Consider the following 25,554-nt stretch of genomic DNA (forward strand, 5'->3'; position numbering starts at 1 on the left):
TCTGGGAGCGTGAAGATATGGAAGCGTTCACACAGGATTTATTGAAGGATAAGGTGATTCTGATCACCGGAGGCGGTACAGGGTTGGGACGGGCGATGGCTGGTCGGTTCTTACAACTCGGCGCGAAGGTCGCCATCTGCGGACGACGTGAAGAGGTATTGGAGCAAACCGCTGAAGAACTATCCTCTGCTTATGGCGGTGAGGTATACCGGCAGCGCTGTGATGTTCGCGATCCCGGACAAGTCCACAATTGCGTGGATGACGTGTGGCAACATTTCGGTCGGATCGATGTGCTTGTCAACAACGCTGCCGGCAATTTTATCAGTCCGACGGAACGCTTGTCGCCCAATGCTGTCAACGCAGTACTGGGTATCGTATTGCACGGTACGTTTTACATGACATTAGAGGTTGGAAAACGGTGGATTGAACAGCAGCTGCCCGGAACGATGCTGAACATTGTCACGACCTACGCTTCGACCGGATCGGGATACGTCGTGCCCTCCGCCGCTGCCAAAGCTGGCGTACTTGCGCTGACCCGCTCCCTCGCCGTCGAGTGGGCACCTCACGGGATCCGTCAGGTGGCGATCGCACCCGGACCGTTTCCGACGGAAGGCGCCTGGTCTCGCCTCTCCCCTACTCCGGAGCTGGAGGCGAAAATGCTGGGACGCGTACCGCTTGGAAGAACCGGCCGCCCCGAAGAGCTGGCGGACCTAGCCGCTTTCCTCGTCTCGGATGCCGCCGGATACATCAACGGCGAGGTGGTCACGATTGACGGTGGGGAATGGCTGCGCGGGGCCGGACAGTTTAACGACCTTGCCGAGGTGACAGAAGAACAGTGGGATCGCTTGTCCGAGTTAACGCGCAAAGGGAAATAGCTGCGCCTTAGCTCGTGCTGCTTACCTTCACTTCAGCGCGGTCTGCCGGATCATTTTTCGTGGATAACCGCTTGTTCCCCAACAAATGTGACACAACGTAAAAGATCAGGAACAATCCCATAACCCCGGCGGAATAACGGTACATCACCGCATAATTCGTGGCGGAAGCGATGGCTCCCAGAATGATTGCACCAATGGCAACACCAAAATCTGTGGTATTAAAAAACATGCTGTTCGCCATTCCGTATTGCTCCGGTGTGCTGGATCGCAGCATCCAAGCCTGCAGCGTAGGCTGGGTCGCCCCGAAGCCAAGTCCATACAGTAACGCCGAAACGATCAGCATTGGCAGCGACTGGGTGAAGGACAAAACAACCATGCTCGCAACTACCAAAAGCGCCGCAGGAATCAGGACGGCCCCAGGGCCCTTCGCATCAAAGATTCTGCCGGAGATCGGACGAATGATGACCACCGTGGCCGCATTAAACAAGAAAAATAACCCCACTTGTTCCAAGTGGATAAATTCGCCGAAGAGAGCGATAAAGCTTAACAGACCGCTGTAGGTGATCGACAATAACATATTTAGAAATGCTGGCATCAAAAATTTACGGTTAAACGACGTACGACGTTCCAGGGCCGGGGCGCTGGCTCTCGGCGTCGTTTTCTTCTCGCTTGCTTTCATCTCTTGATTATGGTTTCTTGGCAATGCTCGGGTAATTAGCAACAACGGGATCACCACCAGAACAGCCAATGCCCCCGTCAAGGTCAATGTGCCAAAACCGTACTTCTGCAGCATATTTAAACCGATCATTGGGCCGATCGACATCGCCAAGCTGCTCGACAACCCATAATACCCAATGCCTTCCCCCATTCGAGTTGGCGGAATGATCCGTGATGCCAACGTTGGCAAAATGGTGCTGCCAATCCCAAAACCAACACCGTACCCGGCCCGTAACAGCATCAATCCTTCAACCGAACCCGCCCAATGATTGAATTCAGTCATAAGTGCTGCGATGATTAAGCCAGTGAACAGCAGAACGTTAGGTGAAAACTTCCGCAGCATCGCTGCTGTGAGGAAACGAGCCAAGATCGCGGATACCGCAAAAACGCTGGTCACGAGACTGACCTCTAAATCACTGGCGGCAAGGTCATTTTTGGCATAAGATGAAAGTGAAGACAACAACATTTGCAAATTCAAAAATAACAAAAAAGCAAAGATCGTTAATGATATAAACGATCTCGTCCATAATCGGTCTGATTCCTTGTGTAAATTCATTTCTTCGCCTCTAATCTACTTAGTTGTCAACCTTTGTTTTGCGATTCTTCACCAAGCTGAAGATGGATGCGCTGGAGCAGCTCCACGAGCTTCTCGTATTCCTCCGCATCCATGAGCTGCTTCACCTCTTCATTTACGCCCCGTTCAATCGGCAACGTTTCGCAGATCAGTTCTCTTCCCCGCTCGGTTGCAAATACGACAAACGATCTTCGATCCCGCTCCCCCGCTTGCTTGCGAACGAGTCCTTTGCTTTCCAGCAAGTCGATAATTCGAGTAATCGTTGGCTTGTCCTTTCCGGTTCGATCCGCAATCTCTTTCTGGATCAAGCCATCCGAATTATAGATCTTATGAAGTACGGACCATTGCTCAGTAGTAATGTCATAATCCTTCAATCGATGCTGCAGTAATGCTGTGATTTTGCGGTAAGCCATCCCCATGATATATCCGATGGCCAGCTCGTGCTGAGAGTGGTCCCTTCTCACCATATGTCACACCTTGCTTTAATAGTTGTCTTGACAATTATATGCCAACGAACTAATTCAGGTCAATCATCTGTCTATTTTCAGGGCGAGTAGGTGATCATCTTTCCCTTTTCCAGTGCGGACGAATACATTACCATAAAAAACATCTCGAAGGGGAACCGCGATCATGAAAACTGCTCGTCACCCGCGTCATATCACAAGCAAGCTGAAAAAAAATGAAGCGTTGATGAAAAGCAAGACGCTGCGGAGCTATCTCCCTGAAACCCGCCGATTTACTAAAGAGAATTTGCATAGTATGCTGCTGAGATACCATATGGTCTACGTTAAGCCAGTGAACGGCACATGGGGAAAAGGCGTCATGCGGGTCGAATATAAACCTTACTCCAGACACGGGATCTACCAACACCAGCTTGACAAAAAGGTGTCGACCCATCATTCAGTGGATGAACTCTATCACTCGATTCGAAAACATAAGCTGAAAGGTCGTTATCTCGTTCAGCAAGGCATTGAGCTGCTCAAATATGATCAGCGGCGCTTCGACCTGCGTGTCATGGTGCAACGTACCCCGCAGAAGGTTTGGAAGACAACCGGCATAATTGGCAGACTGGCCCACCCGAAGAAGATTGTCACCAACTATCATAATGATGGGAAGCTTATGCCGGTAGAGAAGCTGCTTTCCCCCTATTTGAAGGGATCGCGGCTCAAGTCTTATACCAATATACTGGAGGGCTTTGGGGAGGACATTGCCAATCACTTAAAGAAGAGCTTCCCCGGGCTGCGCGAAATCGGTGTCGATGTGGCGCTTGACCAGAAGATGCGGCCTTGGATTCTTGAAGTGAACACTTCGCCGGATCCGTTCATCTTCCGGAAACTGAAGGATAAGAGTATCTTCCGCACCATCATGAAATATGCTCGTGCTTATGGCAAATACAAGCGGAAATAAATAAAAAGCGGACGAAGGCCATGCCACAGGGCATCCTATCGTCCGTTTTTGGTAGGATAAGGTTTATGAACCAAACTGCCGATAGATTCCCATCAGCTTCTTGGCCGTTTGCTTCCATCCGAACTTCTCTACAGCGTCCTTCCGCGCTTGTCTGGACATTCGAGCGGTCAGCTCCCGATCCCGTGCCAGCTTCAGAATCCACTTCGCATGCTCTTCAGAGTTGCGGTAGGCATCGACGAGGTAACCATTCGAACCGTGTTTGACGATCTCCCCAATCCCGCCAATATTGGATGCGACGACGGGAAGACCCGATGCCATCGCTTCCACATTCACCAGACCAAACGCTTCATGCTCCTGTGACGGACACGCAAACAGATCGGCCTGCTGGAACTTGCGGTGAATGGAACGATGCGGAACTTTGCCGGTAAATATGACAGGCACTCCCTTCGCCCTGGCTAAACGCTTGAGTTCTCTTAAATATCCGGGTTTACCGCCGCCAACTACGGTTAAGCTAACCGGCCCATATTCCTTGCGCACACGGCTGATCGCCCGGATCAGAACCGGAACCCCTTTGCGTGGAATGACCCGCCCCGCGAACAAGACGCGGAATGTTCCAGAGTGCCCTGCTCCGCTTGCCGGGCTAAACCGAGCGGTGTCTACACCAAGATGCACCTTGCGCAGTTTCCCCGCATGCCGTGGGAAGCGCGCTGCTAAATTCGCTTTCAGCGAATCGCTGTTGGCAATAATCAGGTCGGCTCGGCTCAGACTTTCGTTCACTTTGGTGGTGGGTTTCACAAACGTCAGCGAATGCAGGAACAACGTGACGGGAGTATGGGGAAACGCCGCCTTGATTTTGGCCATATAATGCGGACGATTATCGACTTGAATCAGGTCATACCGTCTCCCTTTCAAGTAATGCAAAACGGAGGCGATATACTTACTGGAGCTTCCGCTGCTCACCCGGACGATCGTTAAGTTCCCCATCCGGCTGACGCGGGGTAAGTTTCGGGCCTTTCTGCTGATCAGCGTAACGCGATGATTCACGGCCAATTGCTTGGCGATGGCCAGCATGCTGATCTCCACGGAGCCGTTCCCGGGAACCGGGATCTGCTCGGGCGCCACCATCAAAATATTCATAGGCTCCTCCTAACACATATGTCCTTGCGTTTATTCACCATATGCGTTAGGAGGACTTCCTGCGCAGGTATCCACCTAAACGTCAGGTCACGCGGAACGTTCCTGTTCCAAATGCGCAGATTTCACCTTGATCCAGCCGTGCATACGCCATCGTGGTCACCGATTTACGCGATATGTGAACCAGTTCAGCAGTCACAGTGATCGATCCTTTCACGGCTTTGGTGACGTAATTTAAGTTTAAGTTCGTTGTCACCACACTGGCTTCCGGTTTGGCAATCATCGCCAGCAGTCCCATCGCCGAATCGATCAACGTCGCATGAACCCCCCCGTGGACGATGCCGATCAAGTTCAAATGATGCGGCTGAATCTGAAGGCGCATCACAACCCGCTGCTCATTCGCTTCAACCACTTCACAGCCGAGATAATCCACAAACGAGCCAATCGCCGCTTGATTCCACAACGCTAAACGTTGCTGCAGCTCTTCTGAATCCGCTTTCATTTCAGATAACCTCCGTTCATCCCGTTCGCTGCCAAAAAGCCCTGATTCTGCCTCGGATTTAAGCACACCAACGGTTACTTCTCTTTCGTTTGAGCCGGATTCTGACGCTCCGCTTCTTCTTCCACGAGCTTGCGGCGCAGCACTTTACCGGCCAACGTTTTCGGAAGACTATCCCGAAATTCGTAAACCTTCGGCACCTTATAAGCAGCGAGCTTCTCCTTGCACCAGCGTTTGATGCCCTCCTCGTCCGGTACTGCCCCTTCTTTCAGAACGATATAAGCTTTGACCGTCTCGCCGCGATATCGGTCGAAGATACCGGCCACAATTGCCTCTTCCACGTCCGGATGCTCGAACAACACCTCTTCGACCTCCCGCGGATAAATGTTATATCCTCCGGCAATGATCAAATCTTTGCGCCGATCTAAAATGTAGAAGAATCCGTCTTCATCCATCCGCCCCAAATCTCCGGTGAGCAGCCACCCGTCACGCAGCGTCTTGTACGTTTCTTCCGGGCGGTTCCAGTATCCCCGCATCACTTGAGGGCCCCGTACGGCCAGCTCGCCGACTTCACCAACCGGCACCTCCTCGAGCGTATCGGGCTGTACGATCATCGCATCAGTATCGGGAAATGGGATGCCTATTGATCCGGTTTTCCGCATCCCCCAGATGTTGTTGGCATGCGTGACCGGGGAGGCTTCGGTTAATCCATAGCCCTCGATCAGCTTGCCGCCGGTGATTTCCTCAAACCGGGTTTGGACCTCAAGCGGCAACGGAGCCGCACCGCTGACGCAGACATTAATCGAAGATAAATCATACCCGCCAACGTCCTTATGATTAATGATTGCAACATACATCGTGGGTGCGCCAGGAAATACCGATGGTTTCTTGAGATGGATCGTCTGCAGCACCTGATTAATTTCAAAACGAGGCATCAGCAGCAGAGTTCCACCTAAAGAAACAGATTGATTTAACAGCACCGTCATACCAAACACATGAAAAAAGGGGAGAGCCGCCAAATACTTCTCCTTTGCCGGCCTAGCCCGGTAGAACCAAAGCTGGTTTTGAATCGTATTGGCTACCAGATTCATGTGCGTCAGCATGACCCCTTTGGCAAAGCCCGTGGTCCCGCCGGTGTATTGCAATAACGCTAAATCCTGCTCGGGATCCACTTCCACATGGCAGGGTTCGGGGCTGCCGCTGGCAAGAAAGGTTGGAAAAGCGATTAAGCGATCATTGTAGTTTAAATGAACCAGCATGCCGTCTTTTTTGGCTTTGATCGGATACAGTAAATTTTTGGGGAAAGGTAAATAGTCCTTAATCGAGGTTGCAATGATATATTCCATGGGATGTAGCTTGGTCGCTGTTCTAACCCGCTCCACGAGCGGATCTAACGTCACGATCACGCGTGCGCCTGCATCCGTGAGCTGATGCTCCAGCTCCCTAGGCATATAAAGTGGATTCGTCATGACGGCGATCCCGCCCATGAGCAGTGTTCCGTAATAGGCGATCACCGTCTGCGGGCAATTCGGCAGCATGATGGCTACTCGGTCCCCCTTGCGAATGCCCAGCTTTCGCAGGGCATTCGCAAATTGGTACGACTGTTGCAGCAGAGTGCGGTAATTCATCTTTTTTCCCATAAACTCCAGAGCCGTAACTTCGGGGTAACGAGCAGCCGTAACTTCTAAAAAGTGGGCGAGATTTTGCTTCGGATAATCATAGGTCGGTGGTACTTCAGCAGGGTAGAACTTCAGCCAAGGTTTACTCGACATACGCCTTGCCTCCCAACCTCGCAATTTTACAGTACGTATTTCTCCGCCCGAATCACTTCGGCGGCAATTTGCCGTTTTAATGACAGCGTATTCACAGCCGAGCGCTTTGTCAATTTTTTCAGGATGGAGAGTTGTGTGCGCAGCATATCCCCTGTCTCCATATAACTTAACGTTTCCTTCGCCAAGGCTTCAATCTTGCCAAATTCTTCTTGAATAAACACCGTTGTCATGGCGATATACAGCGCGGCCTTGTCTTCACCCGCTTGTGCAATGCGCTTCTTCGTACGAAGCAGCGCGCTTTCCATCGCATAGATGGCGATCATCATATCCGCTAAATGGCTGAGCACTTCCTGCTCCCGCTCCAGTTTGAGCTGATATTTTTGCACCGCTTGGGCGCCCGCCATCAGGAAGATCTTTTTGGCCATGGTCAGCAGATAAGCTTCCTCTTCCAACGTGCCTTCAAAAGTGCGGCTGGGGATCGGCTCCATCAGTTCTGCCTGCAGCTTTTGCGCCGCCTGGAGCAGAGGAAGTTCCCCCTTCATTGCGCGTTTGACCAGCGCGCCGGGAATCAGGAGGCGGTTGATTTCATTAGTGCCTTCAAATATCCGGTTGATCCGCGAATCGCGGTAGATCCGCTCGATTCGATATTCCTGGGTAAACCCGTAGCCGCCATGAATTTGCACGCCTTCGTCCGCGACGAAATCGAGCACCTCCGAGCCAAACACCTTGTTGATGGAGCATTCCAGTTGATATTCCGCGATTTGCTTCGCCGATTGGTAGCCCACATCTGCACTGCTGTAATCGACATCTGCTAATCCGACGTCAAACAAGCCCGCTGTGCGATAGACCATGCTTTCCAGCACGAACGTCCGCGTATTCATCTCCGCCAGCTTTTTGCCGATGAGCGGGAAGGACGATATCTTTTGCCCGAATTGGGTACGTTCATTAGCATATTTCGCCGCATATTCAATCGCATCCTTGGAGGAACCGAGACATCCTGCCGCCAATTTGAAGCGTCCGATATTCAGAATGTTGAAGGCGATCAAGTGGCCTTTGCCTACTTCCCACAGCAGGTTTTCGACCGGCACTTTCACGTTTTCCAGGATCAACGGGCACGTGGAGGAGCCTTTAATACCCATCTTCTTCTCCTCCGGACCGATACTTACCCCTTCCATGCTCCGTTCAACGATAAACGTACTGAAGTCAGTGCCGTTCACCTTGGCGTATACAATGAAAATATCCGCAAAACCCGCGTTTGTAATAAACTGTTTGGTTCCGTTGAGCACATAATGCGTCCCGTCCTCCGACAGCACCGCAGTTGTCTTAGCCCCCAGCGCATCGGAGCCCGAGGAGGGTTCAGTTAAGCAATACGCCGCAAGCAGCTCCCCTGTCGCCAGCTTCGGCAAGTATTTGCGCTTCTGGGCATCGGTTCCGAAGAACACGATAGGCAGTGTCCCGATGCCGACATGGGCTCCGGCGGAGAGGGCAAATGAGGAGGCTTTCGTCAGTTTTTCGCTGATTAACGTGGTGCTGACTTTGTCTAGCCCCATGCCGCCGTATGCCTCCGGCACGTCTGCGCCGAGCAGACCGACTTCTCCCGCTTTCCGCAGCAGGTTGGCGGTCAGCTCATAATTCAAATGCTCAATCTCTTCGTCCCGCGGAAGAATTTCCGTGCGAACGAATTCCTCCGTCGTCTCGCCGATCATGCGATGCTCCTCGCTGAAATCCTCCGGGGTCACCACCTGACGGTAATCGACATCGGTAATGACAAAGCTGCCGCCTACGATTTTTTCCTTCGTTTCGTTACTCATGCGATCCTCTCCTTTATTCAAATGGATTCAAGGGTGAACTTCAAAAACGCCGGCCGCGCCCATACCGCCGCCAATACACATCGACACGACCCCATATCTGCCGCCACGACGGCGCAGTTCATGAATCAGGGATATCGACAACTTCGTCCCGGTGCAGCCGAGCGGATGTCCGAGAGCAATGGCGCCGCCATTGACGTTCACTTTGTTCTCATCCAGACCCAGCTCGCGTATCACGTGGACGCATTGCGAGGCGAACGCTTCGTTGATTTCAAACAGATCCACATCGTCCAGCGTGATCCCTGCAGCTGCCAGCGCCTTCGGAATCGCCTTGACGGGTCCTACGCCCATCAATTCCGGCTCCACGCCCGCTACCGCAAACGAACGGAACGTTGCCAACGGTTGAAGCCCTAACGCATCTGCCTTCTCCCGGCTCATGACGACGACTGCGGCTGCCCCGTCGTTCATCGGCGAGGAGTTCCCTGCCGTCACGGTTCCACCTTGCTTGAAGCTGGGTTTCAGCTTCGCTAAAGCTTCAAGGGTCGTGTCGCTGCGGACGCTTTCGTCGGTGTCGAAGACAAAACGCTTCACTTTGACCTTCCCACGCTCATCCAAGCTGCGCAGCTCTGCCTCAAACGGGACGATCTCCTCCTTGAACTTGCCTTCGGCGATCGCTTGAGCAGCTTTCTGATGGGATACATAAGCGAACCGATCTTGATCTTCCCGGGAGATGCCAAAGCGTTCGGCGACGCGTTCCGCCGTATGCCCCATCGCGATGTAGACCTCCGGCATTTCCGCAACGATCCGCGGGTTGGGCGACACCTTGAACCCGGTCATAGGCACATGGCTCATGCTTTCCACGCCGCCGGCGATCAGCACGTCAGCCTGACCTAGCATAATCCGCTCCGCAGCAAAGGCTATCGCCTGCAAACCCGAAGAGCAAAAGCGATTGATGGTGATGGCAGGCACCGTGACCGGGAACCCGGCGTAGAGCGCCATGATCCGCGCAAAATTAAGTCCCTGCTCCCCCTCCGGCATGGCACAGCCGATGATGATGTCCTCGACATCTTCTTTGTTCAGACCAGGTGCGCGCTCAATGGCGGCTTCCAGCACGATTTTACCTAAGTCATCGGCGCGGGTTTGGACCAGGCTGCCTTTCTTGGCTCTGCCCACCGCCGTCCGGGCCATGGATACAATCACAGCTTCCTTCATCTAATTTCATCCTCCCCCTCGTTTAGTTCCGCAGCGGTTTGCCTTTGCTCAGCATGTGCTGCATGCGCTGCTGCGTCTTTGGTTCACCGCATAAGCTCAGGAATGCCTCGCGCTCTAGGTCAAGCATATATTGCTCGGTTACCAGCGTTCCGGCGGGCACGTCGCCTCCAGCAAGCACATGGGCGAGTTTGTTGGCGATCAGCAGATCGTGATCGCTGATATAACCGCCCTCGTACATGCCAAGCGCGCCTAGCTGCAGTACCGCTTTGCCTTCGGAGCCGACAACGCGGAACTTCGTCTCGGGAATGGGCTCATATCCGCTTCCCGCCAGCTTTAATACGGCCTGCTTCGCTTCGTAAATCAAATGGTCGGGATTTAGCACCACCCGGTCGGTAGATTTCATGAGCCCAAGCCGTTTGGCGTCATGACCGCTGCTGGACACTGTGGCAGTCCCCACCGTTTGGAAGTAGTGGTTGATGTAGGGCTGCAAATCAGCCTCCGCCAACATCGCCTGTTGGCTGGCCCGTAGCGCCAGCTCCTTACAGCCGCCGCCCGCCGGAATCAGGCCGACGCCCACTTCAACGAGCCCGTAATACGTTTCAGCAGCGGCGATAACCTGATCTGCCGGCATACACGCTTCCACGCCGCCGCCCAGCGTCATGCGGTGCGGCGCCGCTATCACCGGCTTCTCAAACCGTTTCAGGCGGTACATCGTGTTCTGGAATAGACGAATAATGTCGTCGATTTCGTCCCATTCCTCGTCCTGCGCTTCCATCAGCAGCAGCATCAGGTTGGCGCCAACGCAGAAGTTACGTCCCTGGTTGGCAATGACCAGCCCTTCGAAGTTAGCCCGCACCTCATCCATGCTCTGCGAGATCATCTGTAAAATATCCGCCCCAATCGCGTTGTTCGGCGAATGGAACTCCAAGCATGCCACGCCGTCGCCAAGATCGATCAGGCTGGCGCCGCTGTTGCTGCGCACCACTCGATTCTGCGCCTTCAAGTCGCGAAGCGAGATCTGTTCCGGCGGCAGCTTGACTGGTGCGTAACCTCGGGCGGCGGCTTGGAAGAGGGAGCCCCCTTCTTTTTTGTAGAACGAAGTGTTGCCCTGTGCGATCCAGTCCTTCACCCAGGCCGGTACCGTCAGCCCTTCCGCCTCCATCTTCTCAACGGTACGCACTAAGCCGATGGCATCCCATGTTTCAAACGGGCCCAACTCCCAATTAAAGCCCCATTTCATCGCTTCGTCGATATCGCGGATGTTGTCCGCAATTTCCCCCAGCTTGGCGGCGGAATAGATCAGCACCTGCTTCAGCACATCCCAGGCGAGCTGCGAGTAGCGGTCTTGCGTCCCAAGCAGCGCCTTCGTTTTGGCAGCTGCCCCTTTCGCCAGCTTGGCAGCCTCCAATGAAGCGGAGTTCACCTTGCGCTGCGGTGCGTACTCCATCGTCTGCAAGTTCAAGGACAGAATTTCGCTGCCCTTCTCCCCTTTGATTTTGCGGTAAAAGCCTTGCCCGCTCTTCTCACCGAGCCAGCCCCGTGACACCATATCCTTCAGTGAGGCTGGAGCAGCAAACACCTGCTTCTCCGCTTCGTCCGAGACGTTCGCATACACGTTGTCGGCCACATGCAGGAAGGTGTCCAAGCCGACCAGATCCAAGGTGCGGAAGGTGGCGCTTTTCGGACGGCCCATGGCAGGTCCCGTCACGGCGTCCACCTCTTCAACGGTGTACCCCTTCTCGGCCATCTCGCGCAGCGTCACGAGCAGGCCATATGTGCCGATGCGGTTAGCGATAAAGTTCGGTGTATCTTTGGCCAGCACGACCGTTTTTCCCAGCTTCTGCTCGCAGAAACGGCTTAAGCTTTGAACCAACTCCGGATCGGTCGTCTGACCCGGAATGATCTCCAGCAGCTTCATATAACGCGGCGGATTAAAGAAATGGGTTCCAAGAAAAGACTTGCGGAATTCCTCGGACCGTCCTTCAACCATCGCGTTGATCGAGATCCCCGATGTATTGGAGCTGACGATGATCCCCGGCTTCCAGTGGCGCTCGACCTGAGCGAGCAGTTGCTGCTTAATGGCGAGGTTTTCGACTACGACCTCGATCACCCAATCCACATCCGCAATCTGGTGCAGATGATCCTCCAAATTGCCCGGCGTGATTCGCTCCGCGAAAGCGTTGTCATATAACGGTGCGGGTTTTGTCTTGGAGAGGCCGGCGATCGCCGACATTGCTAAGCGATTGCGTACGGACGGATGGTCAAGCGTCAACCCTGCGGCCATCTCCTCGTCGCTCAATCGCTGCGGAACAATGTCAAGCAACAGGCAGGAGATGCCCGCATTCGCCAGTTGGGCAGCGATGCCGGAGCCCATGATACCGGAGCCGATAACGGCTGCTTTTCGGATCGGTTTGTTCATTTGATCTACCTCCTAGGTCCTTCAAAATTCATTGAGATCATGCGGGGACCGGATCCGCCGCCTGTTCACCAAACACAGATAACGCTAAAATCTCAGCAATGTCCCGCGCCTTCACCTGGCTTTCCACTTCCTTAAGCTTGGTGCCGTCTTCCAGCATCGTCAGGCAATACGGACAAGCGCTGCTGATCATGCTCGGACCCACCTCCAATGCCTGCTCCGTGCGGGCCAAGTTAATTCGTTTGCCGTCGGTTTCCTCCATCCACATCAGCCCGCCGCCTGCTCCGCAGCACATCCCGTTCTCTCGGGACCGGTTCATCTCCACCAGCTCCACCCCGGGCACGGCCCGCAGCACCTCACGCGGCGCATCATAAACCCCGTTATACCGCCCAAGATAACAGGAATCGTGATAAGTCACTCGTTCGTTGACCTGGTGAGTCGGCTTTAATCGTCCTTCGCGGATCAACTGCTCCAGCAACTGTGTATGGTGCAGCACTTCCACTCCCTCCAAGCCAAATTCGGGATATTCGTTTTTCAATGTATTAAAGGTATGCGGGCAAGCCGTAACGATTTTACGTACGCCGTACCGTTGGAACGTTGCAATGTTTTCATGGCACAGTTGTTGGAACAAGAACTCATTGCCCATTCGGCGCGGCGTATCTCCGGAGTTGCGTTCCTCGTTGCCAAGAATGGCGAAGTTAACGCCCGCTTCGTGGAGCAGCCGGACAAACGCCCGCGTCACTTTACGGCTGCGCAGATCATAAGAACCCATCGAGCCGACGAAATACAGATACTCAAATGACGGATTATCCTTCACTGTTGGCACAGGGATGCCCTCCAGCTCGCCCGTCCAGGCTGCGCGGTCGCTGCGGCTGATGCCCCAAGGATTGCCTTGGCGCTCGATGTTTTGCATCGCCCGTTGGCCTTCTGCAGGTACGCTGCCTTGCATGAGGACCAGGTGACGGCGCAGGTCCACGATTTTGTCAACATGCTCATTCCCCACTGGGCATTGATCCTCGCAGTTCCGGCAGGTCGTGCAGGCCCAAATTTCATCTTCGGTCATGACATCCCCAATCAGCTCAAGCTCGGTGACTGCTTTACCTTGAGCGGCTGGCTGCCAAGCCGCCTTCTGCCAGTCCAGCGTCGGGCGAATGTCGGTGATGCCCGAGGCGCGCCCCCAGTCCGGTGCGGCAGATGCCACGCCTGCCGCCACCGCATGGACGCCGTCCGAGCCAAATACATTCGCCGGTACCCACGGCGATTTGCCCGTAACGGCGGCGCCCTTCTCGGTGAGATGATCGCGCAGCTTCGTGATCAGATGCATCGGCGACAACGTTTTACCGGTGCTCGCCGCCGGGCAGACGCTGGTACAGCGCCCGCATTCCACGCAGGCGTAGAAGTCGAGCATTTGCTTTTGCGTGAAATCCTCGATGCAGCCCACTCCGAAGCTTTCGGCTTCTTCGTCTTCAAGATCCAGGCTCTGCAGCTTGCCATGCGGTTCCCGGCGGCGCAGCCAGATGTTAATAGGTGCAGTGATGAGATGGAAGTGCTTCGATTGAGGGATGTATACGAGAAAAGAAAGCAAGATCAATAAGTGCAGCCACCAGAATACGTAAAATACAGCTTCTGCAACAGCTTCAGGCAACCAAGTGAATACTGCAGCAATGGCTGACGAGACCGGGGCGTACCATGAAAACTCCAGCCCCATCCATACACGTTCGAACCCTAATGACAGCAGAACGGATACCATCAACGCATAGATGAAAATTACAACGATTCCGGGTTTCCAACCCTTTTTGAGTCGCGGCAGCTTTTCAATATAACGGCGATAGGCGGCGTACCCCATCGCAATGAGGATAGCCAGTGCGGTAAACTCCTGGAACCAGCCGAACAGCTCGTAAGCCGGTAGTGGCAGATGCCCGCCGCGCGATACCCCTTTGACGATCAGATCAATCGCTCCAAATTGCAACACGATAAATCCGTAAAACACAACGATGTGCATCAAACCGCTTTTTCGATCCTTGAGCAGCTTCTTTTGCCCAAATACCTGTGACCAGAATTCCCCCTGGTCTCCCCCTCGCCTAGCACGGAAGTTGGTGGGTCGGCCTAGCCGCAGGTAAAGGTAACGACGGAACACGGCCTGATAGAACACATAAATGGCGTATCCCGTAACGGCGGCAAACAGCAGAGCGTTTAGCGTAAGCCAGAACGTAACCATGAGAAGGCGTCCCTCCTTCGAATATTTTCTTATGAGAAAAAGAGATCGCTGGTGGTTCAAGTGCGTCAATGTGTGCGGGAAAAGTTGCTACGTACATGAAGAGAGATTATTGAAATGCTGAGGTTCGTGTGCTTCAGTATTGCGATGTGTTCCTGACACGATGGAAGATGGCTCTCGTACAAGTGAACAGGGGTAAACGGTTACAACATGGAGTGAAATGAAAAATCTTAAGGAACGTCCCTTGACAACCGGTAAGTTTTTCCCCTAAGATTAAGAAAATGAATGACGGTTCATTCAGTTGTTTTAAATTTTAGCATTGAGGTGGCTCGATGACAAGTAGGAAACAGGAAAAATTTGAAATGATCTTGGATGCAGCGGAAAAAGTCATTGCAGAGAACGGGTTCCACGGCTCCCAAGTCTCTAAAATCGCCAAAGAAGCTGGAGTCGCGGACGGCACAATTTATCTATATTTCAAAAATAAAGAAGATATCCTGATCTCCCTCTTCCAGGATCGACTGGGCAAGCTGGTTGAGCTGTTCCATCAGAACATCGCCGAGACGAGCACAGCCGAAGAAGCGTTGCGTAAGGTGTGTGAAATTCACTTCACTCATCTGGAGCAGAACGTAAATTTTGCGTACGTGACCCAAATCGAGCTGCGACAAAGCTCCCTCGAACTGCGCAAAGCGATCGGTCTGGCGGTGAAGCCCTATATCACGCTGATCGAGCATATCTTGAAGAGAGGGATCGAGGAAGGTTCGTTCCGCGACAACCTGGACACCAAGCTATCCCGTCAGCTGATCTTTGGAGCCTTGGACGAAGTCGTAACCTCTTGGCTGATCTCTGGCATGAAGTACTCCCTATCCGCTCAGGTGGAGAACACGGTGGACTTTTTCCTGCGTGCACTTAAGAAGTGAGCCGTTATTTTTGAGCAATACCCCACCTATCCAATCTGCTCTAACGCTTGTGATCAACCTTATTCGCAGCAAAATTAACATCTGCAACATATAACGCTTGACACGAAGCTGATTTGCTCGTTTTTGAGGCAAATCCCCCAAAATCATGCCAATAACGTTACGGGTCAGCGTTAGAATTGAAACTCACTTCATAACAACCCAATAAGTGCGCTGGCAAGCGTTAGCATGTACTTGAGGGGAAACATTCTTGAATTTGAAAGGAGTTGGCCCGCATGCATGTCGTTGTCATCCTGAAACAAACCTTCGATACGGAGGAAAAAATCGTCCTCACCGACGGAAAGATTGTTGAGGACGGCGTTAAGTTCGTCATTAACCCTTACGACGAATATGCGGTTGAGGAAGCGCTGCGTCTGAAAGAAGCCCACGGCGGTACGGTGACAGTCGTGTCGGCAGGCCCGGAAAGAGCGGCCGAAGCACTGCGCACCGCGCTGGCGATGGGCGCGGATGAAGCGGTACGGATCGTCACAGAGACGATCGATACGGATGAATATGGCATCTCCCGCCTGCTCGCCGCCTATTTGCAAACGCTAAGCTATGACCTCATTTTGGGCGGCAACTTCTCCGTCGATAACGGCGCCGGTCAAGTCGCTGTGCGGCTTGCCAAGCTGCTCTCACTCCCCCACGTCTCATCGATTACGGAGTTGACCGTAAGCGGAGATCGGGCAACTGTCGTACGGGATGCGGAAGGTGACGCAGAAACGCTGGAAGTTGCATTACCCGCAGTACTCACGGCCCAGCAAGGCTTAAACGAACCACGCTATCCATCGCTCCCCGGAATTATGAAAGCGAAGAAGAAACCGTTCCGTGAACTGACCCTTTCTGATCTTAGACTCAACGAAACCGACATCACCCCTAAAACCCAACGGCTTGGCCTCACCCTGCCGCCGGCCCGCCAAGCTGGCAAACTGCTTGCCGGTTCGCCTGCCGAACAGGCAGCGGAACTCGTGCGACTACTGCGCTCTGAAGCAAAAGTCATTTAACCCGAAGGAGGCGTTAAACATGAGCAAAACGTACGTGGTGATCGTCGAAACGAAGGATGGTAAACTTCGTCAAGTCTCTTTGGAAGCGCTTCACGTTGCAAACACGCTGCGTGGCGAAAGCGACCGTCTTACAGCGGTACTGCTGGGTCACCAGCTGGATGATGCTGCTGCCGAGCTGAGCCGCCATGTGGAGGGCCAAGTGCTCATCCTGGATCATGCCGAACTCCATGCCTATCAGCCGGAGTTGGCCTTTGAAGCAGTGCTGCAAGCCCTAGCTGTACTGCCGGAAGAACCGAGACTGATCCTGCTTGGTCATACCGCCATCGGCCGCGATCTCGCACCTCAATTGGCAGCCCAGCTAAATTGCGGGCAAATTTCTGATGTGACCTCTCTCACCAAGGACGGCGATAGGGCCGTGTTCACGCGTCCCCTTTATGCCGGGAAAGCCTTCGAGCAAAAAGAACTGACAGACGGCACGGGTATCGTGACCATTCGGCCCAACAACTTCTCCCCTGCAGCCCCTGCCGCTGCCCCAGGGACGCTCGTACCGCTGGAGTTTACTGCGCCTGCAACGCTGCACACGATCCTCAAGGATGTGGTGCGCAAGGTATCCGGCAAGGTCGATCTCACCGAAGCGAAGATCGTCGTATCCGGAGGACGCGGCGTGAAAAGCGCCGACGGCTTTAAAGTGCTGGAGGAACTCGCAGACACCCTCGGCGGCGCTGTCGGTGCTTCACGTGGCGCATGTGATGCCGGCTACTGCGACTATGCGCTGCAAATCGGCCAAACGGGGAAGGTCGTCACACCAGAGATTTACATCGCCTGCGGGATCAGCGGTGCAATTCAGCATCTGGCTGGCATGAGCCAGTCGCGAGTGATCATTGCCATTAACAAAGACCCGGAAGCACCGATTTTCAAGGTAGCTGACTATGGCATCGTCGGCGATCTATTCGAAATCGTTCCACTGCTAACCGAGCAATTCAAAGAAGTTCTCGCTGAACGGACCTCTTGATAAACCAAATGCCTGCATCTCATGATGCAGGCATTTTCCTTGTCAGGTTGTGATCAATAAAACATATTCAAGATCGACCGCAGCACCTTCCCCATACCGCTCGCTTGTTTCCGCTTCTTGACCGGTCGCTTGGGCAGGGTCATCCCCTCCAAGCCGTTAGGGGTGCCCGGTCTTCTCAACGACTGATGGAACTCTTTAATCTCCCGCTCTCTTACATAAAAATCTAGATAATTCATGGGATAACCTCCTTGCTTCCAGGGTGGCCATGACCGACCCTTTTGTTATTTCCATTATCTTCTTCAAAAGCAGGAAGAAAAAGAGTATACTATTTCAAAGTCATTTCCCCTTTTGCCGTTTGCAAGGAGGACGGGGGGGTATGGAGGTGTGTATGGTCGTGTTAACCGCAGAACGTTATTTAGCGTTGCTGAATCATTATGCGGAGGGAATCGGCGATTCGGCAGAGCCTCGCGAAGTTGAGGTCGCGCTGGAGGATTTAACGAAGTTGTTTCACTGTACGGAGCGGAACGCTAAGCTGGTCATTCGTAAGCTGCAGGAGGAAGGTCTAATCGACTGGTCGCCGGGTCGAGGTCGCGGGCACCGCTCCCGTCTCGTGTTTCGGGTGAATCGGGAAAATTTCTTGATCGATCTGGCCCAAAGGCTGGCGGAAAAAGGGGAATACCGCTTGGCCTTCGAATTCCTTCATCAGCACGAAGGCGATATCCATGCGCGAGAGCGGTTTATTCAGTGGCTAAATGACCAGTTCGGCGCGGAACGACAGCTCGCCGCAGGCCAAAGCTGCCGTGACATCTTTCGACTGCCGGTATATAAAGCTCCGTTTACGCTGGATCCGGCCAAGCTGATTTACGACTTGGATTCCCACCTCGTTCGGCAAATCTTCGATCGGCTGGTGCAATACGACCAGACGATCGGTCAAGTGACCGGCATGATCGCCCATCACTGGGATCATGATGAGACTGGGACGGTATGGACGTTCCATTTGCGCAAAGGCGTGCGTTTTCATCATGGAAAAGAGCTCACCGCCGAGGACGTCGTTTTCACCTTTTCTCGGCTGAGGGAAGTCTCAACCAACCGCTGGCTGGTATCCAGCATTGATCAGATCGAAGCCTTGGATACGCGAACGGTTCTGTTTCGGCTGCACCAACCGAACTGGCTGCTCCCTCGCCTGTTTTGCTCCTCGTGCGCTTCGATACTACCTGCCGATTTACTCGGTAAGGACGAGACGGCGTTTTGGCAGTTTCCAAGCGGTACCGGCCCGTTCCGACTCACGCATTGGAGCTTGAACCGGATGGAGCTTGAGGTCCATGCGGGATATTTTCTCGGGCGGCCTTATTTGGACGGCGTCACCCTGGTCTTTCTGCCCGACGATATTCCGAATTCCTCCAAGTTGAGATGGGAGCAGCTAATCGTCAACGATTCACGGGTTCCCACCAAAGCCGGGGACGATTGGAATCGAATCCAGACCTTAAGACGGGGCTGCAGCCTAATTTCTTGGAATCGCAACCGACTGGGGCCGCAACAATCGCTGGCGTTTCGGCAGGCGATTAACCTGGCGATTGACCGCCCCGGGCTGATCCAAGCTACGGGCAAATCCGGTTATCCGGCACGTAGCTTCCAACCCACCGAAGACACCATCCTGGGGGTTCATCGGCACGATCCGGCCGCCGCAAGACAGCTGCTGGAGGCGCACGGTTATAATGGTGTGCCGATCCGCCTGGCAGCCCATCATCTCGATCGAGAAGAAGCTGAATGGATTCAAGCCCAATGCGAAACGATCGGAATTCCGGTTGAGATTGTGAAATATGAAAAAGGCGATATGGCAAGAACGGCTGCCCTTGAAGCCGATGCCGTCCTCTTATGCCTCGTCTTCGCTGAGGATGAAGTGTGCGAGTTGGAAAGCTTCTTGCAGGAAGACAGCTACATCCGTTTGCATATGCCGCCGGAATTAAGCCGTTGGGTGTTCAGCATGGTGGATGAAGTGTTTGCGTCCAGAAGTCCTGAGAAACGGCGGGTGTTGCTGCAGCAAATCGAATATCGCCTGCAAGATGAAGCGCAGGTCACTTTTCTAGTGCACAGCATGTTGAACACGTATGTCCACCCTTCCATTCGCGGTGTTGCGATCAACAATCTTGGCTGGATGGACTTTAAAGACATCTGGTTGACCTCTGCTTCCTCAGCGGGATGAATTGCCTAAGAAAAAAGCGTCTGGCCTTTGAGCCAAACGCTTTTTTGGATTAATTGAACACCTTCATTCGGTTGTCAATCGGCGCAAACTCTTTGTCGCCTGCCGGAGCCTCGATCTTGCCAAACGGCATTTGTGCAATCAGCCTCCAGCTTTCCGGTACGCCCCATTCCTTCCGCACTTCCTCATCGATTAAAGGATTGTAATGCTGGAGCGACGCGCCGACGCCTTCATCCGACAAGGCTGTCCAAACAACATATTGCAGCATGCCGTTGGATTGCTCTGACCACACCGGGAAGTTCTCAGCGTATAAGGCAAATTGCTTTTGCAGCCCTTCAATCACCGTCTGGTCCTCAAAGAACAATACGGTACCGCGGCCGCTCCGGAAGGAAGCCATCTTCTCTTCCGTTGGGCCAAAGTTGTCCGCCGGAACTATTTTGCGCAATGTTGCCTTGGTAATGTCCCAGAGCTTCTCGTGCTGCGCATTAAACAATACAACCACTCTAGCACTTTGCGAGTTAAATGAAGATGGCGTGTAGAGCACCGCGTTGCTTACAATCTCCTTTACCCGCTCTTCAGTAATGGGAATGTCCTTCCCGATGGCATAAATGCTTCGTCTCTTTTTGACGGCGTGCCAAAAATCGCCCATTCGTTCAGTTTCACTCCGTTTCTGCCTGGATTGATGTCAATGGAACCTTCCTTAATATATCCCAATCGACATCAATCCAACCGATCCTGAAGCTAGTTCCACCTACTCACTGATGAGCTTTAACCCCATTGCAGCCCCTAAAATAAAGGCAATAAACAGCAATCGCCGCCACTCGCGAGATTCACCATAAAGCAGCATCCCCGCGATAGCACTTCCCGCCGTACCGATACCTGTCCATACCGCATAGGCCGTCCCCATGGAAATGGTTCGCATCGCCAAGGTCAGAAACAGGAAGCTAAGCAAAAAACCGCCGGCCATCCAGACATACGCCCCTAGGCTCTTACGGGTGTTGATTTTGTTGATCCCAATCACGCCCAGCACCTCGCCAAATCCAGCGAGCACCAGCAGAATCCAATCCATCGCTTACGCTCCTCCTTCCGTCCGCTTCTCCCCATCGGTCACCAGCTTCAAGCCGATGACACCAACCATTAACAGCAAAATGAGCAGCAGCTTGGCCCAACGAAACGGTTCCCCAAACAACGCCATCTCCGCAATCACCGTCCCTGCCGTACCGATCCCCGTAAATACGGCATAGACCGTGCCAATCGGAAGCCGTCGTCCGGATAAGATCAACAAATACATGCTCATCCCGATACAGATTGCCGTCCCTACCCAGCTGAGCGCATCCCCGGCATGCTTCAGGCCGATGACCCAACCGATCTCAAATAAGCCAGCAACGCCGACCAAGCCCCAATCGCGTTTCATGCGTATGCCCCTCTCCTTTATACAAAAAATAAAACCCGAAAGATATCACCTTGCGATATCTCCCGGGCTTTTGTCCCTCCGTGTCCACGGCCTATGAAGCGCCGCGCGTTCCCTCTTGGACCAGTCCGGTCGGCAGATCCGCCGCGGAACCCTAGGGAACAATTCGTTAGCTATCTTAACCGATTCCTGCTTCAGGGTCAAGAAGTATGGATCGGATAACAGTATCAAAAACTATACTATAGAACAATTTAGTACGTACTTGTAAGTTATAATCCGATTGTCTAACATGGAAATGACATAGGTTTATTCTATTAACCCCCAATCCAAAAGGAGGAGTGGTCGAGATGAACGCCCAACTATTTAGCCCATATACGATCAAACAGGTTACGTTCAAAAACCGGATCGTCATGGCTCCCATGTGCCAATATTCTGCCCACGATCAGGACGGAAAAATCCAGGATTGGCACCGAGTTCACTACGCATCCCGTGCCGTCGGCGGCGTTGGCTTGATCATTATTGAAGCGACAGCCGTTCTGCCGGAAGGACGGATTTCGTATCGAGATCTTGGCATCTGGAGCGATGAACATGTATCCGGGTTAAAGGAGCTGGTTGATCTAGTGCACCGCAATGGTGCGAAAATCGGGATTCAGCTCGCCCATGCTGGGCGGAAAGCGGAGCTTGAGGAAACGATCATTGCTCCGTCGGCGATTCCGTTTCCAGACAAAAAAACGCCAAAAGCTGCTGAATCCGGGGATATTCGCAGGATTGTAGAAGGCTTCCGAGATGGGGCACGTCGCGCGAAGGAAGCCGGTTTTGACGTGATTGAGATCCATGCAGCCCATGGGTATTTGCTGAATGAATTCCTTTCGCCGGTGACCAACCATCGGGAAGATGAGTACGGCGGAAACGCCGATAACCGTTACCGGTTGCTGGGCGAAGTGATCGAGGCGGTCAATTCGGTTTGGTCCGGTCCGCTGTTTGTTCGGGTCTCGGCGAATGAATACGATCCGCAAGGTAATTCGCTGGAACAATATATCGATTATGCCCGCCGAATGAAAGCGCAGGGCGTGGATTTGATTGATTGCAGCTCTGGCGGATTGGTCCCGGCACAAATTCAAGCGTTTCCGGGCTATCAAGTGAACCTGGCGGAACAAATCCGCCGTCAAGCTGAGGTGGCCACGGGTGCGGTTGGCTTGATCACGGAGCCCTCCCATGCGGAGGAAATTCTCGGTAACGGCCGGGCAGATCTGGTGCTGTTAGGCCGTGAATTGCTGCGCAACCCTTATTGGGCGTACGAGGCGGCTAAAGCCTTAAATATAACGCTAGATCGTCCGGTTCAATACCAAAGAGCTTAATACGACCCGTGCTGCAGGCCCGTTTTCGCGATTGGCGAAGACGGGTCTTTTTCCATTCGGGCAGGAATCATCGCTCCGGTTACACCAAATAGAGTGGAGAGGATCTCACTTCAACATCGGGATGAGTTCATTTTTAAGGCGTACTTGCAAGTTATCGTCTGATTGACTATTATTGTTATTGACTTATTTTTTATCATTAACTTACTAAAAGAAAGAGAAGGAGTGATCTAGATGAGTGCCACCCTGTTTTCCCCTTATACGATCAAACAGGTTACGCTTAAAAACCGGATCGTCATGACCCCTATGTGCCAATATTCTTCCCACAATCAAGACGGAAAAGTCGAGGATTGGCACCGAGTTCACTACACATCCCGCGCCGTTGGAGGCGTTGGATTGATCATTGTGGAAGCTACGGCCGTCCTACCTGAAGGACGGATAACATATCGGGATCTGGGCATCTGGAGCGATGAGCATGTCTCCGGTTTGAAGGAGCTAGTTGACCTTGTGCATCAAAACGGTGCTAAAATCGGGATTCAACTTGCCCACGCCGGACGAAAAGCAGATCTTGAGGAAACGATCATCGCTCCGTCGGCGATTCCATTTCCCGGCCAAAAAACGCCAAAAGCCGCTGATGCTGAGGATATTCGGAGAGTTGTGGAAGGCTTCCGCGAAGGAGCACGCCGCGCGAAGGAAGCTGGTTTCGACGTCATTGAGATCCAGGGGGCCCATGGTTTTTTGCTGAACGAATTCCTATCGCCGGTAACCAACCATCGGGAAGATGAATACGGCGGAAACGCGGATAACCGTTACCGGCTACTAAGCGAAGTGATCGAGGCGATCAATTCGGTTTGGTCCGGTCCGCTGTTCGTCCGGATCTCGGCGAATGAATACGATCCGCAAGGCAATTCGCTGGAACAATATATCGACTATTCCCGCCGAATGAAAGCGCATGGCGTGGATCTGATTGATTGCACCTCCGGTGGATTGGTTCCAGCACAAATTCACGCGTACCCAGGATATCAAGTGAACCTGGCAGATCAAATCCGCAACCAAGCGGATATCGCCACCGGTGCAGTTGGCATGATCACCGATCCCTCCCATGCCGAAGAAGTACTTTGCAACGGGCGAGCTGATCTGGTGTTCTTAGGCCGCGAACTGCTGCGCCACCCATATTGGGCATATGATGCTGCTAAAGCTCTGAACACAACCTTAGAGCGCCCGGTTCAATACCAAAGAGCCTAAAACGGACATGTGTTGCAGACCCGTTTTCGTGATTAGCGAAGGCGGGTTTTTTTGCTTAGGTCAGTGCTCTTCACACTTGGCGCAGTCGGGTTTGGTGATGACGAATAACCTGACTTGGTTTTCCTGCAGCAGCGTTTTATAATTTGAAGAGTGAATTTGTCCACGGACTAAGGAGTTGTTCTTATCGATGCTAAATCGTTCACATTCCAAAATTCTGATCATGACGGCGGTGGATGCCGAACAGCAAGCCGTCCTGCGCGGACTCGATGGCTATGAAGGCGCTGATGTGCAGCTGGCTGGTGTTGGTCCGGCATCAGCGGCTGCTTCGACAGCTACCGCGCTGGCACGTGCTGTCCAAACTGCCGACGGCCCGTACAGCCTCGTCCTCAGCGCCGGCATTGGCGGCGGATTCGCCGAGGTCGCCGGCGTGGGCTCGCTGGTCGTTGCGAGCGAAATCATCGCCGCCGACCTTGGCGCGGAGACGCCTGACGGCTTCGCCGGCGTGGACGAGCTGGGCTTCGGCTCGCCGCGGATCGCCGTAGCGGACGAGCTGGCGGCTCGCTGGGCAGCGGCGCTGCGGGAGGCCGGGCTGCCGGTCCACCACGGCCCGATCCTGACGTTATCCACCGTCACTGGGACGGCGGAAACGGCACAACGGCTTGCCAAGCGTTATCCCGGCGCCGGCGCCGAAGCGATGGAAGGCTTTGGCGTGGCTGAAGCCGCCCGCCAGTTCGGCGTTCCCGTGCTGGAACTGCGCGCCATCTCGAACGCTGTAGGTCCAAGGCAACGGGAACTTTGGAAAATCGGCGATGCTTTGCAAGCTTTAGAGCAAGCTTGCGCTAAACTACCGGAGGTGTTGCAATCATGAAAATCGCTTTTTCGCCTTGTCCTAACGATACTTTTGTGTTCCACGCGTGGGTTCACGGCTTAATCCCGGGCGCTCCGGAGCTGGATGTCTCATATGCGGATATTGATATTACGAACGGTTGGGCGGCTTCCGGCACCGGACCTGAGGTGCTGAAAATTTCCTATGCCGCGCTCCCTTGGGTGCTGGACGAATACGCACTGCTCCCGTGCGGCGGAGCGCTGGGCCGAGGCTGCGGACCGCTTGTATTAACGGCGAAGGCATCCTCGGCTTCCGACCTGTCGGGCCGCCGCGTAGCGGTGCCAAGCGAACGTTCCACCGCTTACCTGCTGTTTCGGCTCTGGGCAGCAAAGCATGTGCCCGGCGGTGTCGGCGAGATCGTCGTCATGCCGTTTGACGAGATCATGCCGGCCGTTCAACGCGGCGAACTGGATGCAGGCTTGGTGATTCATGAGGCGCGTTTTACTTATCAAAATTATGGACTCCATCTGCTTCAAGACCTGGGCAACTGGTGGGAATCTGACACGGGCTTGCCAATCCCCCTCGGCGCCATCATCGCTCGCCGGTCGCTGGATCTAGCCTCGATAGCCCGCTGGACACGGGAATCCGTGGAATATGCTTGGGCGCATCCGGACGCTTCGGCGGACTATGTGATGAGCCATGCGCAGGAAATGTCGCCCGAGGTGCAGAAGGCGCATATCGGACTGTATGTGAACCAATATACTGCCGATTTAGGCGAGGACGGCTATGCGGCCATCCGCGGTTTGCTGGACCGCGCGGCGGCCGAAGGCTTGGTGCCCAAAATCGATCCAGCCAAGCTGAATCCCAGCTGGTGAGCCATATCAATCGATCTAACAAAGAAAAAAGGAGCCGAATCTCG

General features: G+C 53.7%; 23 protein-coding genes and 1 riboswitch. Of the genes, 10 read left to right on the forward strand and 13 right to left on the reverse strand.

Annotation, left to right across the window (positions count from 1 at the left end):
• The first annotated feature begins 17 nt into the window (after nt 1-17).
• Complete coding sequence (locus PBA01S_RS04625; RefSeq protein ID WP_127575444.1) at nt 18-875, forward strand: SDR family oxidoreductase; 858 nt, start codon at nt 18-20, stop codon at nt 873-875.
• 7 nt (nt 876-882) lie between these two features.
• Here PBA01S_RS04625 and PBA01S_RS04630 read toward each other — a convergent pair whose 3' ends face one another.
• Entirely contained in the window at nt 883-2,148 is a 1,266-nt protein-coding gene (locus tag PBA01S_RS04630) for an MFS transporter (protein ID WP_127575445.1), read from the reverse strand.
• A 26-nt stretch (nt 2,149-2,174) separates the two neighbouring features.
• A complete protein-coding gene (locus PBA01S_RS04635; protein ID WP_255315289.1) occupies nt 2,175-2,630 on the reverse strand; it encodes a MarR family winged helix-turn-helix transcriptional regulator in 456 nt (151 codons plus the stop codon).
• A gap of 166 nt (nt 2,631-2,796) precedes the next feature.
• Here PBA01S_RS04635 and PBA01S_RS04640 point away from each other — a divergent pair, with 166 nt between their 5' ends.
• A complete protein-coding gene (locus PBA01S_RS04640; RefSeq protein WP_085279027.1) occupies nt 2,797-3,573 on the forward strand; it encodes a YheC/YheD family protein in 777 nt (258 codons plus the stop codon).
• A gap of 63 nt (nt 3,574-3,636) precedes the next feature.
• On the opposite strand, the gene PBA01S_RS04645 is transcribed toward PBA01S_RS04640, so the two are convergent.
• The 7 genes from PBA01S_RS04645 to PBA01S_RS04675 form a co-directional block, all read right to left on the reverse strand.
• A complete protein-coding gene (locus PBA01S_RS04645) occupies nt 3,637-4,710 on the reverse strand; it encodes a glycosyltransferase family 4 protein (protein WP_127575446.1) in 1,074 nt (357 codons plus the stop codon).
• 82 nt (nt 4,711-4,792) lie between these two features.
• A complete protein-coding gene (locus PBA01S_RS04650; protein ID WP_085279025.1) occupies nt 4,793-5,209 on the reverse strand; it encodes a PaaI family thioesterase in 417 nt (138 codons plus the stop codon).
• A gap of 74 nt (nt 5,210-5,283) precedes the next feature.
• On the reverse strand, nt 5,284-6,978 hold the full coding sequence (locus PBA01S_RS04655; protein WP_127575447.1) for a long-chain-fatty-acid--CoA ligase: 1,695 nt from the start codon (nt 6,976-6,978) through the stop codon (nt 5,284-5,286).
• 26 nt (nt 6,979-7,004) lie between these two features.
• Nucleotides 7,005-8,789 (reverse strand): acyl-CoA dehydrogenase FadE, encoded by a 1,785-nt coding sequence (locus tag PBA01S_RS04660; protein ID WP_085279023.1) that lies wholly within the window; start codon nt 8,787-8,789, stop codon nt 7,005-7,007.
• 27 nt (nt 8,790-8,816) lie between these two features.
• Nucleotides 8,817-9,998, reverse strand: a complete 1,182-nt coding sequence (locus PBA01S_RS04665) for an acetyl-CoA C-acyltransferase (protein WP_016312260.1) — start codon at nt 9,996-9,998, stop codon at nt 8,817-8,819.
• Nucleotides 9,999-10,020: 22 nt separating this feature from the next.
• Nucleotides 10,021-12,417 (reverse strand): 3-hydroxyacyl-CoA dehydrogenase/enoyl-CoA hydratase family protein, encoded by a 2,397-nt coding sequence (locus tag PBA01S_RS04670; RefSeq protein WP_016312261.1) that lies wholly within the window; start codon nt 12,415-12,417, stop codon nt 10,021-10,023.
• A gap of 37 nt (nt 12,418-12,454) precedes the next feature.
• Nucleotides 12,455-14,632, reverse strand: a complete 2,178-nt coding sequence (locus PBA01S_RS04675; protein ID WP_085279022.1) for a (Fe-S)-binding protein — start codon at nt 14,630-14,632, stop codon at nt 12,455-12,457.
• Between the two features lie 329 nt (nt 14,633-14,961).
• Here PBA01S_RS04675 and fadR point away from each other — a divergent pair, with 329 nt between their 5' ends.
• From fadR to PBA01S_RS04690, 3 genes are all read left to right on the forward strand, one after another.
• Nucleotides 14,962-15,546 carry a fatty acid metabolism transcriptional regulator FadR gene (gene fadR, locus PBA01S_RS04680; RefSeq protein WP_028538832.1) on the forward strand — a complete coding sequence of 195 codons (585 nt, stop codon included), beginning with the start codon at nt 14,962-14,964 and terminating at the stop codon, nt 15,544-15,546.
• Between the two features lie 272 nt (nt 15,547-15,818).
• Complete coding sequence (locus PBA01S_RS04685; RefSeq protein ID WP_028538831.1) at nt 15,819-16,586, forward strand: electron transfer flavoprotein subunit beta/FixA family protein; 768 nt, start codon at nt 15,819-15,821, stop codon at nt 16,584-16,586.
• Between the two features lie 19 nt (nt 16,587-16,605).
• Nucleotides 16,606-17,598 carry an electron transfer flavoprotein subunit alpha/FixB family protein gene (locus PBA01S_RS04690; protein WP_028538830.1) on the forward strand — a complete coding sequence of 331 codons (993 nt, stop codon included), beginning with the start codon at nt 16,606-16,608 and terminating at the stop codon, nt 17,596-17,598.
• 53 nt (nt 17,599-17,651) lie between these two features.
• Here PBA01S_RS04690 and PBA01S_RS04695 read toward each other — a convergent pair whose 3' ends face one another.
• Nucleotides 17,652-17,834 (reverse strand): hypothetical protein, encoded by a 183-nt coding sequence (locus tag PBA01S_RS04695; RefSeq protein WP_127575448.1) that lies wholly within the window; start codon nt 17,832-17,834, stop codon nt 17,652-17,654.
• Nucleotides 17,835-17,974: 140 nt separating this feature from the next.
• Here PBA01S_RS04695 and PBA01S_RS04700 point away from each other — a divergent pair, with 140 nt between their 5' ends.
• Nucleotides 17,975-19,801, forward strand: coding sequence for an ABC transporter substrate-binding protein (locus tag PBA01S_RS04700; protein WP_232228327.1), 1,827 nt, complete (start codon nt 17,975-17,977; stop codon nt 19,799-19,801).
• 49 nt (nt 19,802-19,850) lie between these two features.
• Here PBA01S_RS04700 and PBA01S_RS04705 read toward each other — a convergent pair whose 3' ends face one another.
• The 3 genes from PBA01S_RS04705 to PBA01S_RS04715 all read right to left on the reverse strand — a co-directional run bounded on the left by PBA01S_RS04705 (nt 19,851) and on the right by PBA01S_RS04715 (nt 21,212).
• Nucleotides 19,851-20,447, reverse strand: a complete 597-nt coding sequence (locus tag PBA01S_RS04705; RefSeq protein WP_028538827.1) for a nitroreductase family protein — start codon at nt 20,445-20,447, stop codon at nt 19,851-19,853.
• A 102-nt stretch (nt 20,448-20,549) separates the two neighbouring features.
• Entirely contained in the window at nt 20,550-20,867 is a 318-nt protein-coding gene (locus tag PBA01S_RS04710) for a DMT family transporter (RefSeq protein WP_028538826.1), read from the reverse strand.
• Between the two features lie 3 nt (nt 20,868-20,870).
• Nucleotides 20,871-21,212, reverse strand: coding sequence for a DMT family transporter (locus tag PBA01S_RS04715; protein ID WP_127575449.1), 342 nt, complete (start codon nt 21,210-21,212; stop codon nt 20,871-20,873).
• 57 nt (nt 21,213-21,269) lie between these two features.
• Nucleotides 21,270-21,378, reverse strand: a riboswitch (guanidine-I (ykkC/yxkD leader).
• 178 nt (nt 21,379-21,556) lie between these two features.
• On the opposite strand from PBA01S_RS04715, the gene namA (PBA01S_RS04720) reads away from it, so the two are divergent.
• The 4 genes from namA (PBA01S_RS04720) (at nt 21,557) to PBA01S_RS04735 (ending at nt 25,510) form a co-directional block, all read left to right on the forward strand.
• Nucleotides 21,557-22,567 carry an NADPH dehydrogenase NamA gene (gene namA, locus PBA01S_RS04720; protein WP_016312271.1) on the forward strand — a complete coding sequence of 337 codons (1,011 nt, stop codon included), beginning with the start codon at nt 21,557-21,559 and terminating at the stop codon, nt 22,565-22,567.
• A gap of 231 nt (nt 22,568-22,798) precedes the next feature.
• Nucleotides 22,799-23,809, forward strand: coding sequence for an NADPH dehydrogenase NamA (gene namA / locus PBA01S_RS04725; protein WP_028538825.1), 1,011 nt, complete (start codon nt 22,799-22,801; stop codon nt 23,807-23,809).
• Between the two features lie 187 nt (nt 23,810-23,996).
• On the forward strand, nt 23,997-24,677 hold the full coding sequence (locus tag PBA01S_RS04730) for a futalosine hydrolase (RefSeq protein WP_127575450.1): 681 nt from the start codon (nt 23,997-23,999) through the stop codon (nt 24,675-24,677).
• Nucleotides 24,674-25,510: a 1,4-dihydroxy-6-naphtoate synthase gene (locus PBA01S_RS04735; protein WP_085279017.1), complete on the forward strand. Its 837-nt coding sequence runs from the start codon at nt 24,674-24,676 to the stop codon at nt 25,508-25,510. Before PBA01S_RS04730 ends, PBA01S_RS04735 begins: the two co-directional genes overlap by 4 nt.
• The last annotated feature ends 44 nt before the right edge of the window (nt 25,511-25,554 follow it).

It is taken from the genome of Paenibacillus barengoltzii NBRC 101215 (assembly GCF_004000745.1).
In the GTDB taxonomy this organism is placed as follows: domain Bacteria; phylum Bacillota; class Bacilli; order Paenibacillales; family Paenibacillaceae; genus Fontibacillus; species Fontibacillus barengoltzii.

Coding starts and splice junctions, on each gene's coding strand:
- PBA01S_RS04670 (WP_016312261.1), bottom strand. CDS start 12,417: ATGAACAAACCGATCCGAAAAGCAGCCGTTATCGGCTCCGGTATCATG.
- PBA01S_RS04630 (WP_127575445.1), bottom strand. CDS start 2,148: ATGAATTTACACAAGGAATCAGACCGATTATGGACGAGATCGTTTATA.
- PBA01S_RS04650 (WP_085279025.1), bottom strand. CDS start 5,209: ATGAAAGCGGATTCAGAAGAGCTGCAGCAACGTTTAGCGTTGTGGAAT.
- PBA01S_RS04625 (WP_127575444.1), top strand. CDS start 18: ATGGAAGCGTTCACACAGGATTTATTGAAGGATAAGGTGATTCTGATC.
- PBA01S_RS04645 (WP_127575446.1), bottom strand. CDS start 4,710: ATGAATATTTTGATGGTGGCGCCCGAGCAGATCCCGGTTCCCGGGAAC.
- PBA01S_RS04715 (WP_127575449.1), bottom strand. CDS start 21,212: ATGAAACGCGATTGGGGCTTGGTCGGCGTTGCTGGCTTATTTGAGATC.
- PBA01S_RS04705 (WP_028538827.1), bottom strand. CDS start 20,447: ATGGGCGATTTTTGGCACGCCGTCAAAAAGAGACGAAGCATTTATGCC.
- PBA01S_RS04685 (WP_028538831.1), top strand. CDS start 15,819: ATGCATGTCGTTGTCATCCTGAAACAAACCTTCGATACGGAGGAAAAA.
- PBA01S_RS04640 (WP_085279027.1), top strand. CDS start 2,797: ATGAAAACTGCTCGTCACCCGCGTCATATCACAAGCAAGCTGAAAAAA.
- PBA01S_RS04710 (WP_028538826.1), bottom strand. CDS start 20,867: ATGGATTGGATTCTGCTGGTGCTCGCTGGATTTGGCGAGGTGCTGGGC.
- PBA01S_RS04665 (WP_016312260.1), bottom strand. CDS start 9,998: ATGAAGGAAGCTGTGATTGTATCCATGGCCCGGACGGCGGTGGGCAGA.
- fadR (WP_028538832.1), top strand. CDS start 14,962: ATGACAAGTAGGAAACAGGAAAAATTTGAAATGATCTTGGATGCAGCG.
- PBA01S_RS04695 (WP_127575448.1), bottom strand. CDS start 17,834: ATGAATTATCTAGATTTTTATGTAAGAGAGCGGGAGATTAAAGAGTTC.
- PBA01S_RS04690 (WP_028538830.1), top strand. CDS start 16,606: ATGAGCAAAACGTACGTGGTGATCGTCGAAACGAAGGATGGTAAACTT.
- PBA01S_RS04700 (WP_232228327.1), top strand. CDS start 17,975: ATGGAGGTGTGTATGGTCGTGTTAACCGCAGAACGTTATTTAGCGTTG.
- namA (WP_016312271.1), top strand. CDS start 21,557: ATGAACGCCCAACTATTTAGCCCATATACGATCAAACAGGTTACGTTC.
- PBA01S_RS04655 (WP_127575447.1), bottom strand. CDS start 6,978: ATGTCGAGTAAACCTTGGCTGAAGTTCTACCCTGCTGAAGTACCACCG.
- PBA01S_RS04735 (WP_085279017.1), top strand. CDS start 24,674: ATGAAAATCGCTTTTTCGCCTTGTCCTAACGATACTTTTGTGTTCCAC.
- PBA01S_RS04675 (WP_085279022.1), bottom strand. CDS start 14,632: ATGGTTACGTTCTGGCTTACGCTAAACGCTCTGCTGTTTGCCGCCGTT.
- PBA01S_RS04730 (WP_127575450.1), top strand. CDS start 23,997: ATGCTAAATCGTTCACATTCCAAAATTCTGATCATGACGGCGGTGGAT.
- namA (WP_028538825.1), top strand. CDS start 22,799: ATGAGTGCCACCCTGTTTTCCCCTTATACGATCAAACAGGTTACGCTT.
- PBA01S_RS04660 (WP_085279023.1), bottom strand. CDS start 8,789: ATGAGTAACGAAACGAAGGAAAAAATCGTAGGCGGCAGCTTTGTCATT.